At 75.1% G+C, this 15218-nt stretch carries 14 protein-coding genes; 10 read left to right on the top strand and 4 right to left on the bottom strand.

Going from position 1 to position 15218, the window contains the following annotated elements; translation table 11 throughout:
• Positions 1-33: 33 nt before the first annotated feature.
• Positions 34-435 carry a ChaB family protein gene (locus tag ACIP9D_RS23685; RefSeq protein WP_350873039.1) on the top strand — a complete coding sequence of 134 codons (402 nt, stop codon included), beginning with the start codon at positions 34-36 and terminating at the stop codon, positions 433-435.
• Positions 436-498: 63 nt separating this feature from the next.
• Here ACIP9D_RS23685 and ACIP9D_RS23680 read toward each other — a convergent pair whose 3' ends face one another.
• Entirely contained in the window at positions 499-1932 is a 1434-nt protein-coding gene (locus ACIP9D_RS23680) for an aldehyde dehydrogenase family protein (RefSeq protein ID WP_350873038.1), read from the bottom strand.
• A 72-nt stretch (positions 1933-2004) separates the two neighbouring features.
• On the opposite strand from ACIP9D_RS23680, the gene ACIP9D_RS23675 reads away from it, so the two are divergent.
• A complete protein-coding gene (locus tag ACIP9D_RS23675; RefSeq protein ID WP_350873037.1) occupies positions 2005-3609 on the top strand; it encodes an NAD(P)/FAD-dependent oxidoreductase in 1605 nt (534 codons plus the stop codon).
• A gap of 322 nt (positions 3610-3931) precedes the next feature.
• Here the strand turns inward: ACIP9D_RS23675 and ACIP9D_RS23670 are convergent, their stop codons facing one another.
• The 3 genes from ACIP9D_RS23670 to ACIP9D_RS23660 form a co-directional block, all read right to left on the bottom strand.
• Complete coding sequence (locus ACIP9D_RS23670; protein ID WP_350873036.1) at positions 3932-4699, bottom strand: polyprenol monophosphomannose synthase; 768 nt, start codon at positions 4697-4699, stop codon at positions 3932-3934.
• Between the two features lie 135 nt (positions 4700-4834).
• A complete protein-coding gene (locus ACIP9D_RS23665; protein ID WP_350873035.1) occupies positions 4835-5836 on the bottom strand; it encodes an SDR family oxidoreductase in 1002 nt (333 codons plus the stop codon).
• On the bottom strand, positions 5833-6279 hold the full coding sequence (locus tag ACIP9D_RS23660; protein WP_350873034.1) for an SRPBCC family protein: 447 nt from the start codon (positions 6277-6279) through the stop codon (positions 5833-5835). The genes ACIP9D_RS23665 and ACIP9D_RS23660 overlap by 4 nt, the downstream gene beginning before the upstream one ends.
• Positions 6280-6546: 267 nt before the next feature.
• On the opposite strand from ACIP9D_RS23660, the gene ACIP9D_RS23655 reads away from it, so the two are divergent.
• Genes ACIP9D_RS23655 through ACIP9D_RS23620 form a run of 8 tightly spaced genes read left to right on the top strand, consistent with a single transcriptional unit; the run spans position 6547 to position 15198 of the window.
• Positions 6547-8172, top strand: coding sequence for an HAD-IIIA family hydrolase (locus tag ACIP9D_RS23655; protein WP_350873033.1), 1626 nt, complete (start codon positions 6547-6549; stop codon positions 8170-8172).
• On the top strand, positions 8169-9146 hold the full coding sequence (locus ACIP9D_RS23650; RefSeq protein ID WP_350873032.1) for a glycosyltransferase: 978 nt from the start codon (positions 8169-8171) through the stop codon (positions 9144-9146). Before ACIP9D_RS23655 ends, ACIP9D_RS23650 begins: the two co-directional genes overlap by 4 nt.
• Positions 9131-10348: a glycosyltransferase gene (locus ACIP9D_RS23645; RefSeq protein WP_350873031.1), complete on the top strand. Its 1218-nt coding sequence runs from the start codon at positions 9131-9133 to the stop codon at positions 10346-10348. The genes ACIP9D_RS23650 and ACIP9D_RS23645 overlap by 16 nt, the downstream gene beginning before the upstream one ends.
• Positions 10345-11043, top strand: coding sequence for an SIS domain-containing protein (locus ACIP9D_RS23640; RefSeq protein ID WP_350873375.1), 699 nt, complete (start codon positions 10345-10347; stop codon positions 11041-11043). Before ACIP9D_RS23645 ends, ACIP9D_RS23640 begins: the two co-directional genes overlap by 4 nt.
• Before the next feature lie 10 nt (positions 11044-11053).
• The gene (locus ACIP9D_RS23635) at positions 11054-12583 is read left to right on the top strand and encodes a PfkB family carbohydrate kinase (protein WP_350873030.1); all 1530 of its coding nucleotides are present in this window, start codon (positions 11054-11056) and stop codon (positions 12581-12583) included.
• The gene (locus ACIP9D_RS23630; protein ID WP_400450873.1) at positions 12580-13281 is read left to right on the top strand and encodes an SDR family oxidoreductase; all 702 of its coding nucleotides are present in this window, start codon (positions 12580-12582) and stop codon (positions 13279-13281) included. The genes ACIP9D_RS23635 and ACIP9D_RS23630 overlap by 4 nt, the downstream gene beginning before the upstream one ends.
• Complete coding sequence (locus tag ACIP9D_RS23625) at positions 13278-14231, top strand: glycosyltransferase family 9 protein (protein ID WP_350873029.1); 954 nt, start codon at positions 13278-13280, stop codon at positions 14229-14231. The genes ACIP9D_RS23630 and ACIP9D_RS23625 overlap by 4 nt, the downstream gene beginning before the upstream one ends.
• Positions 14215-15198, top strand: a complete 984-nt coding sequence (locus tag ACIP9D_RS23620) for a DNA topoisomerase IB (RefSeq protein ID WP_350873028.1) — start codon at positions 14215-14217, stop codon at positions 15196-15198. Before ACIP9D_RS23625 ends, ACIP9D_RS23620 begins: the two co-directional genes overlap by 17 nt.
• Positions 15199-15218: the final 20 nt, after the last annotated feature.

Raw genomic sequence — 15218 nt, 5'->3', positions numbered from 1 at the left:
TCGTGAGCACCCGTCGACGCGGAGGAGGACGAGATGCCCGGGCGCGAGGTACTGCCCAGCACGCTGCGGCGCTCCCCGGACAAGGCGCAGCGCACCTGGGAGAAGACACACGACTCGGCGGTGGAGACGTACGGCGAGGGCGAGCGGTCGCACCGCGCCGCCTTCGCCGCCGTGAAGCACGAGTTCGAGAAGGTCGGCGACCACTGGGAGCCGAAGGGGCGTAAGGGCCCCAGCGACCGGCAGGCGGCCGGCGGTGGCCCGGCGCGCCGCGCGCCCACCGCGGGCGGCGTGGACGCCAACGCCACCAAGGACCATCTGATGGAGGTGGCCCGCAAGCTGGACGTGCCGGGCCGGTCCCGGATGAACAAGCCGGAACTGGTCAAGGCGATCGAGAAGGCCAACAACCGGCAGACCGCCAAGGCGCGGGGCCGCTGACGCCGATCGAGAAGTGCCGTACGGGGTGGCTGTCCGGAGACGGGCGGCCACCCCGCGTTCGCGTCACCAGTGCCCGCCGCCCGGCGCCTCGATGTGCACGGCCTTGGTGGCGGTGAACTCGTCGAGCAGCTCCGGGCCGTACCCGAAGCCCTGGCCGCTGCCGCGCCGTGGGTGTGCGGCGCCGCCCGGCGCGCCGCCGAAGACCGCGTTGACCTTCACGGTGCCCACCGGCAGCTCCTTCCAGGCCCGCTGCGCATGGCTCATCGAGCCGGTCAGCACCGTGGCGCCCAACCCGTACGGCGAGTCGGCCGCGCACCGCAGCGCCTCGCTGAACGAGTCGACGACCACCACCGGGGCGACCGGGCCGAATGTCTCCTCGCGCACCAGCGGCATGTCGTGGCGGCAGTCGGTGACCACGGTCGCCGGGTAGAACGCGCCCGGCCCTTCCGGCAGCGTGCCGCCGGTGCGGATCCGCGCCCCCTGTGCCACCGCCGCCGTCACCTGGCCGTGCACCCGGTCGCGGTGCTGCCGGTCGACCAGCGGGCCCAGCTCGGTCGCCGGGTCGCGGCCCGATCCCATCCGCAGCGCCTTGGCCCGGTCGACCAGCGCGGCCACGAAGTCCTCAGCCACGTCCCGGTGGGCGTAGATCCGCTCCACCGCGACGCAGATCTGGCCGGCGTTGGCGAACGCGCCCAGCGCGGCCTCCCCGGCCGCCCAGACCGGGTCCACCCCGGCGTCGACGATCAGCGGGTCACTGCCGCCGTTCTCCAGCAGCACCTTCGCGCCGGTGCGCGCGGCGGCAGCGGCGATCGCCCGGCCGGTCTCGGTGGAGCCCACGTGCGCCACCAGGTCCACCTCCTGGGCGGCCAACGCGGCACCGGTCTCCGCCCCGCCGGTGAGCAGGGAGAGCACCCCGGGCGGCAGCGCCTGGTCCAGCGCCCGGGCCAGCAGCCAGCCGGTGGCGGGGGTGCGCTCGCTCGGCTTGTAGAGCACCACGTTGCCGGTGACCAGGGCCGCGCCGAGCAGCCCGCAGGAGACCGCCACCGGGTCGTTCCACGGGGTGATCGCGGCGACGACGCCGCGGGGCTGCGGTGCCATGAAGTCGATGGCGTGGTGACCGCCGTGCAGGGTCCGCCCGCCGCGCATCGGCGCCAGTTCGGCGTACTGTCGCAGGGTGCCGATGCCCGCCTCGACGCCGCCGCGGGCGTCCGCCAACGGTTTGCCCATCTCCGCGGTGACCGCCGCGGTCAGCTCCTCGGTCATCGCCTCGACCGCGTCCGCGGCGCGGTGCAGGGCCGCCGCCCGTTCCGCCGGCGCGGTGCCCGCCCACTCCGCCGCGACCTCACGGGCCGCCTCCACCGCCTTGCCGACCACGTCGGCCGTCGCCACCGGCGCGGAGCTGACCGGCGAGCCGTCGGTCGGGTCGTGCACGACCAGCTCGCTCTCCTCGCCGCCCGCTCCCCAGACCCCACCGATGAGCTGCGCAACCGTGTACATGCGGCGCTGGATGCCCCGGTCTTGCCGAGACAAACGCGTTTCGCCTGGTTGCGCCCGGGGTAGGCGGGTCGGATGACTCCCACCGGCGCGGAGAGCGCGGACGCCGTCGTCGTCGGGGCCGGGCACAACGGTCTGGTGGCGGCCAACATGCTGGCCGACGCGGGCTGGGACGTGGTGGTGCTGGAGGCGACCGGGACGCCCGGCGGCGCGGTGCGTTCGGCCGAGGTGACCGCCCCGGGCTACCTGAGCGACCTGTACAGCTCGTTCTACCCGCTCGGCTACGCCTCGCCGGTGCTGCGACGCCTCGACCTGGGCCGTTACGGGCTGACCTGGCGGCACGCCCCGGACGTGCTGGCCCACCTGATGCCCGACGACCGGGCCGCCGTGATCAACCGGGATCCCGAGGTCACCGCGGCGTCGCTGGAGGCGTTCGCGCCCGGCGACGGTCAGCGCTGGCTGACCGCGTACGGCGACTGGATCAAGGTCGCCGAGCCGATGCTGGAGGCGATCACCACCCCGTTCCCGCCGGTGCGCGGTGGGCTGACCCTGCTGCGCCGGCTGCGGATCTCCGGCGCGCTGCGGCTGGCCCGGAGGTTGGTGGTGCCGGTCCGCAAGCTGGGCGAGGAGGTCTTCGACGGTCCCGGCGGGCCCGCGCTGCTGGCGGGCTGCGCCCTGCACACCGACCTCTCACCGGAGGAGGCCGGCTCCGGGGTGTACGGGTGGCTGCTCGCCATGCTCGGCCAGCAGGTGGGCTGGCCGGTGCCGGACGGCGGCTCGCGGCGGATCACTGACGCGCTGGTGGCCCGGCTCAGCGAGCGGGGTGGCCGGATCCTCTACGGCGCCCGGGTGGACCGGGTGCTCACCGCCCGGGGCCGGGCGATGGGGGTACGCACCGACGGGGGAGCGCTCTGGCGGGCTCGCCGGGCGGTGCTCGCCGACGTCCCCGCCCCGGCGCTCTACCTCGACCTGGTCGGCGCGGCGGCGCTGCCGCCCCGGTTGGTGGAGGACCTGGCGCACTTCCGGTGGGACGGCTCCACGCTCAAAATGGACTGGGCGCTCTCCGCGCCGGTGCCGTGGCGCAACCGGGCGGTGGCGACCGCCGGCACCGTGCACCTCGGCGCGGACGTGGACGGGTTGACCCTCTACTCCGCAGCGCTGGCCCGCGGGGAGCTGCCGCGGGACCCGTTCATGCTGGTCGGCCAGATGACCGTCGCCGACCCGAGCCACTCCCCGCCGGGCACCGAGTCGCTCTGGTCGTACACCCACCTGCCGTTCCGCCGGGAGTGGCGGGCGGAGGAGATCGCCGAGCACGTCGAGCGGATGGAGCGGGTGCTGGAGGAGGCCGCGCCCGGCTTCCGCAGCCTGATCGTCGGACGGCACGTGGCCGGCCCGGTCGAGTTGGAGCAGGGCGACCCGAGCCTGGTCGGCGGCGCGGTCGGCGGCGGCACCTCGGCCGCGTACCAGCAGCTGTTCCTGCGCCCGATCCCCGGCCTCGGCCGGGCGGACACCCCGGTCGACCGGCTCTTCCTGGCCAGCGCGTCCGCGCATCCCGGCGGTGGGGTGCACGGCGCGCCCGGCGCGAACGCCGCCCGGGCCGCACTGGCTCGCGACGGCGCCCTGACCGGCGCCCTCTACGCGAGCACGATCGGCGCGGCAAACCGCGCGATCTACAGCTGACCGCTGACCGCCGGGTGCCGGGTGCCGGTGACGGCTACCCGGTGTGAGGCAGGCTCCGCCCGAGGACACCACCTCCGACGCCTTTGCTCTGCTTCAACCGAGGAAACAGCCACCCTGGGTGACAGCTTGGTCGACCGTGCCCGTCCCACCATTCGCGACCGGCCAGCTCAGCGTGGTGTTGCCTCCGCTGAAGCAGAGCAAAGCGCGGAGCGCGCAGCGCCCTGGTCGGGCGCGCTAGCTACCGAGGGTGATCTGACGCTGAGTGATGGCACCGTTGACGGTCCGGCCCGCCCGGCAGTCCGGGCGGCCCCGGCCGATGCGCTCAGCGCTCGATGTTGCGGTGCTTGCTGCGCAGCTTGAACGGCATCAGCGCACTCTCGATCTTCGTGGCGGTGGTCATCTTCGAGTCACCGTCCCGGCGCTCCTCGAAGCGGATCGGTACCTCCAGGATGGTGTGCCCGAGCCGGGTGGCGAGGTAGTGCATCTCCACCTGGAAGCTGTAGCCGTTGGACTGCACCCGCTCCAGGCCGATGTCCCGGAGCGCGTCCGCCCGCCAGATCTTGAAGCCGGCGGTGAGGTCGCGGATCCGCACCCGCAGCAGGGTGTGCACGTAGAGGTTCGCCCAGCCGCTGAGCGCGCGCCGGTACAGCGGCCAGTTCTCGTCCAGCTCACCGCCGGGCACGTACCGCGAGCCGATCACCACGCCCGCCTGCGTCGACAGCAGCGCGCCCAGCATGCCCGGCAGCGCCGCCGGCGGGTGGGAGAGGTCGGCGTCCATCTGCGCCACGTACTCGGCGCCGCCGTCGAGGGCGCGGCTGATCCCGTCCACGTACGCCCGGCCGAGGCCCTCCTTGCCCGGGCGGTGCACCACCTCCACCCGGTCCGGGTGCTCGATGGCCAGCTTGTCCGCCACCTCGCCGGTGCCGTCCGGCGAGTTGTCGTCGGCGACCAGGATCTTCAGGCCCGGCAGCGGCAGGGCGAGGAGCCGCTCGACCAGCACCGGGAGGTTCCCCGCCTCGTTGTAGGTGGGGACCACGACGGTCAGGCGTGCGTCCCGCCACGGGGCGGGCAACTGCACGGGTTCGATCATGACGGACATCCTCGGTTTGCGGACAGGGATTCACTGAGAGGGTATCCAGTTGCCGCTTCGTCGTCGTAAAGGCTCCCCATCCGGTGGATGTGCGAATGCCGACGAGCGCTCTCGCGGGGGCATCGGGGAGCGGAATCAGCGGCGGTGCCGAGCCACGCCGGCGAGGGCGAGAGCCGTGGCGGCCAGGGCGAATCCGGAGAGCGCAGGTTTGTGGGTGCCCACCCAGAGCGCCGCCGACCTGGTACGCGCCTGGTCGCCGAAGACGCCGTCGGCGCCCCGGTCCTGGCCGTCGTCGCCGGGACGGTCGAGGTTGTCCCGCCAGGTGGCCGGGTCGATCGGGGTGTCGGTCTGCTGGCTGTCGTACCCGTCCCGGGCGAGCTTGCGGTCGAGCAGGCCGGGCAGCAGAATGTCGCCGAGTCGGGCCCGCCAGGTCGGCCCACCCACGTTCAGCTCCCGTGTCCCGCGGTCGGCGGCCCAGAGGATGGCCCGGGCGGCCACCTCGGGCGCGAAGATCGGTGGCACCGGCTGCGGGTGCCGGGGAAGCCGGGTGCGGACCCAGGAGAACTGCGGCGTGTTCACCGCCGGCAGCTGCACCATCGACAGCCGCACCCCCGGGCAGTCACGCAACAGCTCCGCCCGCAGCGAGTCGTTGAAGCCCTGGATGGCGTGCTTGCTCGCGCAGTACGCCGACTGCAGGGGAATGCCCCGGTAGGCGAGGGCCGAGCCGACCTGCACGATCGCGCCCCGGCCGTGCGCCCGCATGTGCCGCAGCGCGGCCAGCGTGCCGTGCACGGTGCCCAGGTAGTTGACCTCGGTGACCCGACGGAACTCCGCGGCGGGGATCTCCCACGACGGGGCGAAGACCGAGACCATCGCGTTGTTGACCCAGACGTCGATCCGCCCCCAGTGGTGCACCACGTCGTCGGCGGCCTGCTGCACCGCGCCCGCGTCGGCCACGTCGACCCGGTAGCTGCGCACCTCGGCCGCGCCGCGCTCGCGGCAGTCCCGTTCGGCCGCGGCCAGTCCCGCCTCGCCCCGGGCGATCAGGGCCAGCCGGGCGCCCCGACCGGCGTACGCCCGGGCGACCGCGCGGCCCACCCCCGCGCTCGCCCCGGTGACCACCACGACCTGGGTCATCGCTGGGTCTTCTGCCGGGTGGCGATGTCCGAGAGCCGGTTGAGCGTCTCCCGGTTGCGCAGGTGCAGCACCAGGTCGTTGAGCTTGTTGCGGACCCAGCGCAGTGGCCCCGCGGCGAAGTCCTCCCCGATCCGCACCCGGGTGGCGTGCTCGCCGACCGGTTCCAGCGTGAACGTCACGATCGCCTCACCGGCCGGCCAGAGCCCGGCGCGCAGCACCAGCCGGTGCGGCGGCTCGGAGTGCAGCACCGTCGAGGCGTCCTGCAACGAGACCGGCCACGGTCCGGCTCGGTGGTGCAACTGGCTGCCGACCCGAGGCCAGTCGTCGTCCACGTCCCGGACGTGCGTGGTGCCGACCACCCAGTCGCTGTACGTCCACCCGTCGGCGAGCACGTCGAAAACCTGCTGCGGGGGAGCCTCGATAACTTTCTCCACAATCGCCACAACGCCCCCGTACCCGTCCACCGACCGGGGCTAACGGTGCCGGCGGGTTAGCTTCTCAGGGGCGACGGGTAACGCCAGCGCGGGCGGCCGTGTGTGGGCGCCGGCGCGCGCGGTGGTCCTGCCGCGTCGAAGATGATGTTTACTCCCTGGGGCGCCGGGAACCCGCCGGCTGTGCGACAGGACCAGGTGAAGCCGGATCAGCGCAGGTCAGCCGGGGTTTTGGCCGGTGCTGGCCGGGCTGGTTCCGGCTCGGTTCTGTACGACGCGGTGCTGCTCGACCGGGACGGCACGTTGGTGGAGGACGTGCCTTTCAACGGTGACCCGGAGAAGGTGCGGCCGGTGCCGGGGGCGCGGGCGGCCCTGGACCGGTTGCGGGCCGCGGGGCTGCGGCTGGGCGTGGTGACGAACCAGTCGGGGCTGGCGCGGGGGTACTTCACCGAGGCGCAGATGCACGCGGTGCACGCCCGGATCGAGCAGCTGCTCGGGCCGTTCGACACGTGGCAGGTCTGCCCGCACGACGACAGCGACGGGTGCGGGTGCCGCAAGCCCGCGCCGGGGCTGGTGCACGCGGCGGCGGCGGATCTGGGCACGGTCGCCACCCGCTGCGTCATGGTGGGGGACATCGGCCGCGACGTGTCCGCGGCGCTGGCGGCGGGCGCGACCGCAGTGCTGGTGCCCACGCCGGTGACCCGGCCGCAGGAGGTCGCGGCCGCGCCGTGGCTGGCCGCGGACCTGCCGGGCGCGGTGGAGGAGATCCTGCGCCGGCGGCACGCCGTCATCCCGGCCGCCGAGCCGAGCCGCAACCGGGGGACCGTGCTGGTGGTGCGGGCCGACTCGGCCGGGGACGTGCTGGTCACCGGCCCGGCGATCCGGGCCGTCGCCGCCGGTGCCGACCGGGTCGTCATGCTCTGCGGGCCGCGCGGCCGCGCCGCCGCGGAGCTGCTTCCCGGCGTCGACGCGATCGTCGAGCACCGGCTGCCCTGGATCGATCCCACCCCCGAACCGGTCGATCCGGCCGACATGCACGACCTCACCGGCCGCCTCGCCGCCCTGCGCATCGACGAGGCGGTCATCTTCACCTCGTACCACCAGTCGCCGCTGCCGCTGGCGCTGCTGCTGCGCCTCGCCGGCGTGCCCCGGGTGGCCGCGATCAGCGACGACTACCCGGGCAGCCTCCTCGACCTTCGCCACCGGGTCCCGCCCGGCGTACCCGAGCCGGAGCGCGCGCTCTCTCTCGCGGCCGCCGCCGGTTACGGCCTGCCCACCGGCGACGAACCCGGTCTGCGGCTGCGCCCGGAGGTTCACCGGCCCCCGGCCCGGCTCGGGGCGCCCGGCTACGTCGTGCTGCACCCCGGCTCGTCGGTGCCCAGCCGGGCGTGCCCGCCCGAGCTGGCCGTGCGGATCGCGCGGTCGCTGGCCGACGCCGGGCACCGGGTGGTGGTCACCGGTACGCCGGACGAGCGGCGGTTGACCGCCGCGGTGGCCGGCTCGGTCGGACTGGACCTGGGCGGCCGCACCGGGCTCGCCGAACTGGCCGCGGTGATCGCGGGCGCGGGGGCGGTGGTGGTCGGCAACACCGGCCCGGCCCACCTGGCCGCCGCGTTCGGCGTGCCGGTGGTGAGCCTCTTCGCCCCCACCGTCCCGTTCGGACAGTGGGGCCCCTACCGGGTGCCCACCGTCCGGCTGGGCGACGCCACCGCCGGCTGCCGGGACACCCGGGCTGCCGCCTGCCCGGTCCCCGGGCACCCCTGCCTGGCCGGGATCGACCCGGCAGAGGTGGTCGAGGCGCTGCGGCTGCTCGGCGTACCCGCTGATCCGGTTCGGACGGTGAGCGCCGGCGCGGGCCCGGCCGGCGCGACGGTGGTGTCCGCCAGCGGCGGGAGCGGGCGATGAATCTCCTGCTCTGGCACGTGCACGGCTCGTGGACCACCGCGTTCGTGCACGGCCGGCACCGGTATCTGGTCCCGGTCACTCCCGACCGAGGGCCCTACGGCCTCGGCCGCGCCCGTACCTATTCGTGGCCGGAGACCGCCGTCGAGGTGACCCCGGCCGACCTCGCCGACGTCGACGTCGACCTGGTCATCCTGCAACGCCCCGAGGAGATCGACCTCGCCGAGCAGTGGTTGGGTCGCCGCCCCGGGCGGGACGTGCCCGCCGTCTACGTCGAGCACAACACCCCGAAGGACGGCGACGTGCCGAACAGCCGGCATCCGATGGCGGACCGCGACGACCTGCTCGTCGCTCACGTCACCGGGTTCAACCAGCTCTTCTGGGACACCGGCGGCACCCGCACGACCGTGATCGACCACGGCGTCGTTCCGCCGACGGTGGAGTACACCGGTGAGCTGGACCGGCTCGCCGTGGTGATCAACGAGCCGGTGCGCCGCTGGCGGGTCACCGGCACCGACCTGCTGCCCCGCTTCGCCGAGATCGCCCCGTTGGACGTCTTCGGCATGAAGGTGGCCGGCCTGGCAGCCGAGCTGGGCCTACCACCCGAGCGGGTGACCAGCTACGACGACGTGCCGCAGGCCCGGATGCACGCCGAGCTGGCCCGGCGGCGGGCGTACCTGCACCTGTGCCGGTGGACATCGCTCGGGCTGAGCCTGATCGAGGCGATGACGATGGGCATGCCGGTCGTCGCGCTCGCCACCACCGAGGCGGTGATGGCGGTGCCACCGGGCGCCGGCGCCCTCGCCACCCGGATCGACACCCTGCTGGACGCCGCCCGCCGGTTCGTGGCCGAACCGGAGTTCGCGCGGCAGGCCGGCGCGACGGCCCGGACCGCGGCCCGCGACCGGTACGGCCTCGACCGTTTCCTCGCCGACTGGGACCGGCTGCTGGAGGAGGAAGTATGCGCATCGCGATGATCTCGGAACACGCCAGCCCGCTCGCCATCCTCGGCGGCGAGGACGCAGGCGGCCAGAACACGCATGTCGCGGAGCTCTCCGCCGCGCTCGCGGCCGCCGGGCACGACGTACGGGTGTACACCCGGCGCGACGCGGTGGACCTGCCGGTGACGGTCCGCGCCCCGGACGGATACGACGTCGTGCACGTACCGGCCGGGCCGGCCGAGCCGGTGGCCAAGGACGCGCTGCTGCCGCACATGCGGGACTTCAGCGACTGGCTGGTGGAGCGGTGGCGGGGCGGCGACTGGATGCCCGACGTGATCCACGCGCACTTCTGGATGAGCGGGTTGGCCGCGCTCGCGGCCAGCCGGCAGACCGGGGTGCCGGTGGTGCAGACGTACCACGCGCTCGGCACGGTGAAGCGGCGTTACCAGGGCGTGCAGGACACCAGCCCGGCCCGGCGGGTGGCGTACGAGCGGGAGCTGGGCCAGTCGGTGGACCGGGTCGTCGCCCAGTGCCAGGACGAGGTGGGGGAACTGGTCCGGATGGGCGTGCCCCGGTCCCGGATGACGATCATCCCGTCCGGGGTCAACCTCAGCTCCTTCGCCCCGCTCGGGCCGGCCGCCGACCGGGAGCCGGGACGGGCCCGGATCCTGACCGTCGGCCGGCTGGTGGAGCGCAAGGGCTTCCAGACCGTGATCCGGGCGATGGCGCTGGTCCCCGACGCCGAATGCGTCGTGGTCGGCGGCCCGCCGGCCGGGCTGCTGGAGAGCGACCCGTACGCCCGGCGGCTGCGGGCGCTCGCCGGCACCTGCGGGGTGGCCGACCGGGTGCGCCTCGTCGGCGCGGTGCCGCGCGAGGAGATGGGCCGCTGGTATCGCTCGGCCGACATCCTGGTCGCCGCCCCCTGGTACGAGCCGTTCGGGCTCACCCCGTTGGAGGCGATGGCCTGCGGCGTGCCGGTGGTCGGCACCGCGGTGGGCGGGATCAAGGACACCGTGGTCGAGGGGGTCACCGGCGATCTCGTTCCGGCCCGCGACCCGCGCGCCCTGGGCAACGCGATCCAGGGTCTGCTCGACGACCGGATCCGCCGCTTCGCGTACGCCACCGCGGCCCAGGAGCGGGCCCGGCTGCGCTACTCCTGGGCGGCGACCGCGGAGCGGCTGGTGGAGATCTACGGCGAGGTGGCCGCGGTGCGTCGGCCGACCCGGGTGGTGGCCTGATGGCGGCGGGCTCGCTGCTCGAGACCCACCTGGCGAACCTGGCCGCGGCCCTGCTGCCGTTCCGCGACTACGAGCGGATGCTCACCGGGTGGGGTGAGACGCTGGCCCGGCGGCTGGCCGGTGGTGGTCGGCTGCTGGTGGCGGGCAACGGCGGCAGCGCGGCCGAGGCCCAGCACCTCACCGCCGAACTCGTCGGCAAGCTCCGAGACGACCGGCAACCGCTCTCCGCGATCGCCCTGCACGCGGAGACCTCCGCGATGACCGCCATCGGCAACGACTACGGCTACGACGAGGTCTTCGCCCGTCAGGTCCGCGCCCACGGTCGCACCGGGGACCTCCTGCTCCTGCTCTCCACCAGCGGGACCAGCCGCAACCTGCTCACCGCGGCCCAGGCCGGTCGCGATGCCGGGCTCAGCTGCTGGGCCTTCACCGGCCCGGCGCCCAACCCGCTCGCCGACGCCTGCCACGAGGCGCTCGCCATCGCCTCGCCGGACAGCCAGGTGGTGCAGGAGCTGCACCTGGTGGCCACCCACCTGCTCTGTGAGTACGTGGACCAGGCCCTGCCCGCCGTGCTCGGCGCGTCGGTCGGTGTCACCCCGCCCTCGGTCGAGCCGGTCCGCTCCGGCGGCGTGCGTACCGGGGTGGAGGTGGTGCTGGACGGCGGGGCGGGGCAGGGGGTGCAGGCGCGAGGATGAGGGGGGAAGCGTGACGGGACCCGTGGTGGTGGTCGGTGACACCCTGCTCGACCGGGATGTCGAGGGGGTGGTCAACCGACTCTGTCCGGACTCTCCGGTGCCGGTTCTCGACGAGACCGAGTACGTCGACCGGCCGGGCGGCGCCGGCCTGGCCGCGGTCTTCGCGGCCGCCCAGGGCGCCGAGGTGGTGCTGGTGACGGCGCTCGCCGACGACGCCGGGGGCGCCCGGCTGAGCGCGCTGCTCAACGCGGCCGGCGTGCAGGTGTACGCGCTGCCGCTGGCCGGGTCCACGGCGGAGAAGATCCGGCTGCGGGCGCGTGGCCGGGTGCTGCTGCGCCACGACCGGGGCGGTCCGGCCGGCGACCCGGGTGAGCCGAGCGAGGCGGTGCTCCGGGTGATCGCGAACGCCTCCGCCGTGCTGGTGAGCGACTACGGCCGGGGGGTGGCCCGGCATCCGGCGCTGCGCGCGGCGCTCGCCGCGACCCGGGCGCCGGTGGTCTGGGATCCGCACCCGCGGGGACCGGCGGCGGTGCCCGGCGTGCACCTGGCGACGCCGAACGAGTCCGAGGCCCGCGAGCTGATTCCCGCGCTGCCCGGGGCGACTCGGCTGGCGACCGCCTCCCGGGGCGCGCAGGGGCTGCGCAGGCGGTGGCGAGCCGGCGCGGTCGCGGTCACCCTGGGCGGCGACGGCGCGCTGCTCTGCCACGCGGGGTCGACTCCGCTGGTGGTGCCCGCCCCGAACAGCGCCGAGGGGGACACCTGCGGCGCCGGCGACCGGTTCGCGGCCGCCGCGAGCCTGGCCCTGGCCCGGGGCGCGCTGGTCTCCGAGGCGGTGCAGGCGGCGGTCGCCGAGGCGTCCGCGTACGTGGCCGGTGGGGGAGTGGCGACGGCGCTGCCGCCTCCGGTGCGGCCGGCGGTCAGCACCGCGGCCGCCGTGGGCGGTGAGCGGGTCGGCGTCGCCGCGGTGGCCGGGGTGCTCGCCGAGGTACGCGCCGCCGGCGGCACGGTGGTGGCCACCGGAGGCTGCTTCGACCTGCTGCACGCCGGTCACGTGGCGACGTTGCAGGCCGCCCGGCGGCTCGGTGACTGCCTGATCGTCTGCATGAACTCGGACGCCAGCGTCGCCGGCCTGAAGGGCCCGGAGCGCCCGGTCGTCCCGCAGGGTGACCGCAGTCGGCTGCTGGCGGCACTGGGCTGTGTGGACGCGGTGATGATCTTCGACGAGCCGACACCACACGCCGCACTGTCCTGGCTGCGCCCGGACATCTGGGTGAAGGGCGGCGACTACGCGAGCGGCGCGGGCGACGCCCCGGCCCTGCCCGAGGCGGAGATCCTGGGTCGCTGGGGCGGGCACACGGTGGTGGTGCCGTACCTGGACGGCCGCTCCACCACCGACATGATCGCCGCGGCCCGCGCGGGCGGGCAGCTGGCCGGGGCGTGCTGCGCCGAGAGCGCGCACCTGGCGGCCTGGTCGGCGACGGCGCCGAAGCCGGCCGGTTGGCCCGGCGGCACGTCGGCGACGACGGAGCGGGCCCGGTGACCGGCAGCCCGCCCGTGACCGGGCGCACCGTGCTGGTGACCGGCGGGTCGAGCGGCCTGGGCGCGGCGGTGGTCACCGCGGTGGCCCGCGCCGGCGGCCGGCCGCTGGTGATCGACCGGCAGCCGCCCGGCGACGGTGTGCCGTGGGTCGAGTGCGACCTGGCCGACACCCGGGCCGCCGAGGTGGCCACCCGCCAGCTCGCCGAGCGCTCCGGCGGCCTGGACGCGGTGGTCACCGCGGCCGGGATGGACGTGCCGGGCCGGCTGGTCGACGTCCCGGCCGACACCTGGGAGCGGATCGTGACGGTGGACCTGCTCGCCACGGTGGCGGTGGTCCGGGCCGCGCTGCCCTTCCTGGAGAGTTCCCGGGGCAGCATCGTCACGGTCGCCTCGACGCTCGGTGTCAAGGCGGTCAGCGACGCCACCGCGTACTGCGCGGCGAAGTTCGGGGTGGTCGGCTTCACCCGCTCCCTCGCCGCCGAGCTGGCCGGGCAGGTCAACGTCACCCTGCTCATCCCCGGTGGCATGCGGACCGCGTTCTTCGACGAGCGGGACGAGCAGTACCGGCCAGGGCCGGACGCGAGCCTCAACGACCCGGCCGACAGCGCCGCCGCGGTGATGTTCGCGCTCGCCCAGCCGCCCGGCTGCGCGGTCCGCGAGATGGTGGTCTGCGCCGAGCAGGAGACGTCCTACCCGTGATCCTCGTGCTGCGCGCGCTGGGCGTCGGCGACCTGGCCACGGCCGTGCCGGCGCTGCGCGCGCTGCGTGCGGCGTACCCGGACCGGCAGTTGGCGCTCGCCACGCCGGCCTGGCTGGCGCCGCTGGTCGAGCTGGTCGGCGGCGTCGACCAGGTGCTCGACACGCCCGGGCTGGGGGCAGCCCGCTGGCCCGCCCCGGCACCGCGACTCGCGGTGAACCTGCACGGCAGCGGCCCGCAGTCGCACCGGATGCTCGCCGCCGCCGAGCCGGGACGGCTGCTCGCCTTCGCGAACCCGGCGGCCGGTTTCACCGACGGGCCGGCGTGGGACGAGACCGAACACGAGGTGGACCGCTGGTGCCGGCTGCTGGCCTGGCACGGGATTCCGGCCGACCGGGCCGACCTGGCGCTGCGCCGGCCGCCGGCGACCGGCCTGCCGGCCGGGGTCACCGTGCTGCACGCGGGTTCGAAGATCGCCGCGAAACGGTGGCCCGCCGACCGGTTCGCCGCGTTGGCCCGCCGACTGGCCGCTCGGGGGCACCGGGTGGTGCTGACCGGGTCCGCCGACGAGCGACCGCTGGCGACCCGGGTGGCCGCGGTCGCCGGGTTGCCCGCCGAGGCCGTGCTGGCCGGGCGCACCGACCTCGGCGAGCTGGCCGGGGTGGTCGCGTACGCCCGGGTGGTGGTCAGCGGGGACACCGGGGTGGCGCACCTGGCGACCGGCTTCGGCACCCCGTCGGTGGTGCTCTTCGGGCCGGTGCCGCCGACCCGCTGGGGTCCGCCGCCGGAGCGTCCCCGGCATCGGGTGCTCTGGGCCGGTGAGGGTGATTGGCCCAGTTGGGACGGGGTAGGTAGCCATCCGACATTGGCGGCGCTCGGGGTCGATGAGGTCTCCGCCGCGGTGGACGAGGTGGAACGGGTGGTGCGGGTCTCCGGTGCGGTTGCGGCGTAGTGATCCGGGCGGGCCGGGGTACCGGCGCCGCCGGCGTGGAAGTGGCTGGCTCTTCCTGGGTGCGGAGGGCGATCCGGTCCGGGACCCGGACGAGTTGGCCCGGCTGCGCGCCCTGGTCATCCCGCCGGCCTGGCGGGACGTGTGGATCTCGCCGTATCCGAACGGGCACATCCAGGCCACCGGGATCGACGCGGCCGGCCGTAAGCAGTACCTGTACCACCCGGCCTGGCGGCAGAAGCGGGACGAGGCGAAGTTCGACCACGTGCTGGAGGTGGCGCGCCGGCTACCGACGCTGCGCGAGCAGGTGGAGCAGGATCTCGACGGGCGTGGACTGAACCGGGACCGGGTGCTCGCCACCGTCGCCCGGCTGCTGGACATGGGGATGTTCCGGGTCGGCAGTGACCAGTACGCCGCCGGCGACGACCCGACGTTCGGGGTGGCCACCCTGCGCCCCGAGCACGCCCGGTCCCGGGGTGGCTGTGTGGTCTTCGAGTTTCCGGCCAAGGGCGGGATCGAGCAGGTGCGCCGGATCGAGGACCCGGAGCTGTGCCGGGTGCTGCTCGACCTGCGTCGGCGTCGCCGGCAGGCGGACCGGCTCTTCGGCTACTGGGACGGCCACGACTGGCGCGACGTGCGGGCCGACGAGGTCAACGAGTACCTGCGCGACGCCAGTGGCGGGGAGATGACCGCCAAGGACTTCCGGACCTGGCACGCCACCGTGCTGGCCGCGATCGAACTGGCCACGGCGGGGCCGGCCCGGTCGGTGACCGCCCGTCGCCGGGCCGTGTCGGGGGTGATGCGAGAGGTGGCGGAGCTGCTCGGCAACACCGCGACCGTGGCTCGGACCTCCTACGTGGACCCGCGGGTGGTCGACCTCTACCACGACGGGGTGGTGGCCGAGGTGGACCCGGCGGCTCCCCGGGAGGAGGCCGAGCGGGTGGTGCTGGAGCTGCTCGAGGAGGCCTGAGCGGTCGCCGGCCCGCAGCC

Source organism: Micromonospora sp. NPDC093243 (assembly GCF_044753725.1).
Lineage (GTDB): Bacteria > Actinomycetota > Actinomycetes > Mycobacteriales > Micromonosporaceae > Micromonospora.
Note: the sequence above shows the minus strand (reverse complement) of the source record. Positions and strands in the feature narration are given on the sequence as shown.